Source organism: Stenotrophomonas sp. HMWF003, from assembly GCF_003061285.1.
GTDB lineage: Bacteria > Pseudomonadota > Gammaproteobacteria > Xanthomonadales > Xanthomonadaceae > Stenotrophomonas > Stenotrophomonas maltophilia_AP.
Window position 1 is genome coordinate 1 of sequence record NZ_QAIW01000414.1, and the last position, 2,774, is coordinate 2,774.

At 70.3% G+C, this 2,774-nt stretch carries 3 protein-coding genes; all 3 read right to left on the reverse strand.

All coding sequences use genetic code 11. From position 1 onward, the window contains the following. On the reverse strand, nucleotides 1-770 hold a 770-nt coding region (locus DBR34_RS17695), incomplete at its 3' end, for a TonB-dependent receptor plug domain-containing protein (RefSeq protein WP_258224084.1). Nucleotides 771-962: 192 nt separating this feature from the next. After that, nucleotides 963-2,111, reverse strand: a complete 1,149-nt coding sequence (locus DBR34_RS17700) for an MFS transporter (protein WP_128097755.1) — start codon at nucleotides 2,109-2,111, stop codon at nucleotides 963-965. Nucleotides 2,112-2,118: 7 nt separating this feature from the next. Further along, nucleotides 2,119-2,774 (reverse strand): DeoR/GlpR family DNA-binding transcription regulator (locus DBR34_RS17705; RefSeq protein ID WP_258224085.1); only part of this gene is annotated, 656 nt, incomplete at its 5' end.

Sequence of the window (2,774 nt, forward strand, 5' to 3'; positions counted from 1 at the left end):
GACTGGAACGGGTCGGCCGCGTACTCGGCGCTGGTCAGCCCGCCCGGCATGCGGCCGCTGCCTTCAAAATGATGCAGCGACAGCGCCAGGTCGCCTGCGTTGCCCAGCGCGTAGGACGCCTTGAGCAGCACATCGTCGATGTCGGTGCTGTCGTTGCTGCTGCGCCAGCCCTCGCCATGGGTGCCCGAATACAGCAGCGCCATGCCCAGGCCGCCATCGGTGGTGCCGCCCACGAACAGGCTGGGCACGGTTTTCAGGTGGCCGCTGCGGCCGTAGAGCTCGCTGCTGAAACCCAGCGTGCCGGCGAAATCGGTCGGAATGGCGCGGGTCACGAAGTTGATGATGCCGCCCACGTTCTGTGGCCCGTAGCGCACCGAGCCGGCGCCGCGCACCACGTCCACCGATTCCAGGTTGCCCAGCGCTACCGGGGCCAGCGACAGCTGCGGCTGGCCGTAGGGTGCATACGACATCGGCACGCCATCCATCAGCACATAGGAGCGCGGCGACAGGCGCGAGGTCAGACCGCGCACGCCGACGTTGAGCGAAACATCGCTGCCGCCGGTGCCGTTGCTTTCCTGCACCTGTACGCCGGGGATCTGGCGCAGCACGTCGCGCACACTGGTCGCGCCGCTTTCGGCGATGCGTTGGGATTCAACGATGCTGCGCGCGCCAGGGTGGTCGAGCAGCTTGGCCTCGGTGGGATTGTCAAGCCAGTTGCCGGTGACGGTGACCGCATCCAGTTCGGTCGGGCTGGCCGATTGCGCGCTCACGGCACACGGCAGGGCGGCGAGGGCAGTAGCAAGCGCGCACGCGATCGGCGACGGTCGCGGGCAGGACGAACGGGGCAACATGGGCACGACACTTCCGGTAGTGGGGGCGAACGCCGGCGGATCCTACCGGAAATGGGAATCATGCGCATCGCGCGGGGCGTTCAGCGTCGCCCCGCGGCGATGCGGTGTCGGCTAGGCCCGTACCCAGCGTGCGGCGATGCCAATGCCAGCCAACGCAACAGCCACCAGGCAGAAGGCGAACACCAGGCTGCTGGCCTGCGCCACGAACCCGATGAAGGCGGGGCCTGCCAGTACACCGGCGTAACCGAGCGTGGTGATCGCCGGAATCGCCAGGCTTTCCGGCATCGCCTTCTGGTTGCCGGCCATCGAGAACAGCGCCGGCACGATGTTGGCGCAGCCGAGCCCGATCAGCGCATAGCCCAGCAACGCCAGCGGCAGCAGCGTGGCAAAGGTGACCAGCGCGAAACCACCGGCGGCCACCAGGCTGCCGAGCAGGATGGCGCGGTGCCGCCCCAGCGCGGCCACCACGCCGTCGCCGACCAGGCGGGTCACCGTCATGGCGATGGCGAACGTCATGAAGCCCAGCCCGGCGTGCGACGGCGGCACCTGCTGAACCTCGTGCAGGAATACCGCGCTCCAGTCGAGCATGGCGCCCTCGGCCAGGAAGGCCACGAAACACAGCACGCCGATGCCCAGCACCACCCCATGCGGCACCGCGAACACCGGGGCACCGGCCGGCGCCTTGTCGCGCCGCCAGTACGGCAGCGACAGGGCCAGCAGCGCGGCCATCACCGCGACGGCCAGCAGGCACACCAGCCACGGCGGCAGGTGCAGCGCGAGCAGCCCGGTCATCGCCGCGGCGCCCACCGCGCCGCCGATGCTGTAGAAGGCGTGGAAGCCGGACATCATCGGCCGGCCGCTGTCACGCTCGACCATGACCGCCTGGATGTTCATCGTGCAGTCGCACGCGCCCACCCCGGCGCCGAACACGAACAGGGCCAGGCCCAGCGTCCAGGGCGAGGGTGCGATGGCCAGCAGGGGCAGGCTGGCGATCACCATCAACAGCGTGCCGATCATCACCGCGCGGCACCCATGGCGGGCAGCGAATATGCCCGCCAGCGGCATCGCCAGCAGGGAGCCTGCGCCCAGGCACAGCAGCACCAGGCCCAGCGAGCCCTCATCGAGCCCGGTGCGGGTCTTGGCGAAAGGTACCAGCGGCGCCCAGGCGGCGGTGGCGAAGCCGGGCAGGAAGAAGGCGGCGCGGGTGGCGTGTTGCTCGACGCGGGTACCGGCCAGCGATGCGTGGGTCAGTGTGGACATATCGGGCTCACTCCGCAGCGGCGTGGTGGATGTCGACGCCGCGGCGCGCGAACGCCTCGGCCTGCGCGGGTGGGGCATCGGCCTCCAACACCAGCACGTCGATTCGTTCGACCGCGCCGATCCGGTGCGATGCCTGGGCGCCCAGTTTTTCGTTGCTGGCCACCACCACGCAGCGGCTGCTGGCGGCGAGCATCGCCCGCTTCAACGCGGCTTCTTCGCCATCCACGGCCCACAGCCCGGCCTCGGCATCCACCGCGCAGGTGCCGATGAAGCACACATCCACGCGCAACGCGGCGATCGCTTCCAGCGCCTGCGCGCCCACGGCCGCGCCGATCCGCGGATCCAGCCGGCCGCCGATCAGGGTGACCTCGAACCCGCTGCGTGCCATCAGCAGCAGCGCGATGTCCGGGGCATTGGTGATCACCCGCAGGCCTTGGTTGTCGGGCAGGCACGCGGCAATGGCACTGTTGGTGGAACCGGCATCCAGCAGCACCTGCTCACCCGGACGCACATGCAGGGCGGCCGCACGCGCCAGCGCCTGCTTCTGTTCGCGCTGCAGGGCATGGCGGTCGGCCAGCGGCGGGAACTCCGGGGCCGCCGGCAACGCGCCGCCGTATACCTTGCGGCACAGGCCCTGGCTGGCCAGATCGCGCAGGTCGCGGC

Coding starts and splice junctions, on each gene's coding strand:
- DBR34_RS17700 (WP_128097755.1), bottom strand. CDS start 2,111: ATGTCCACACTGACCCACGCATCGCTGGCCGGTACCCGCGTCGAGCAA.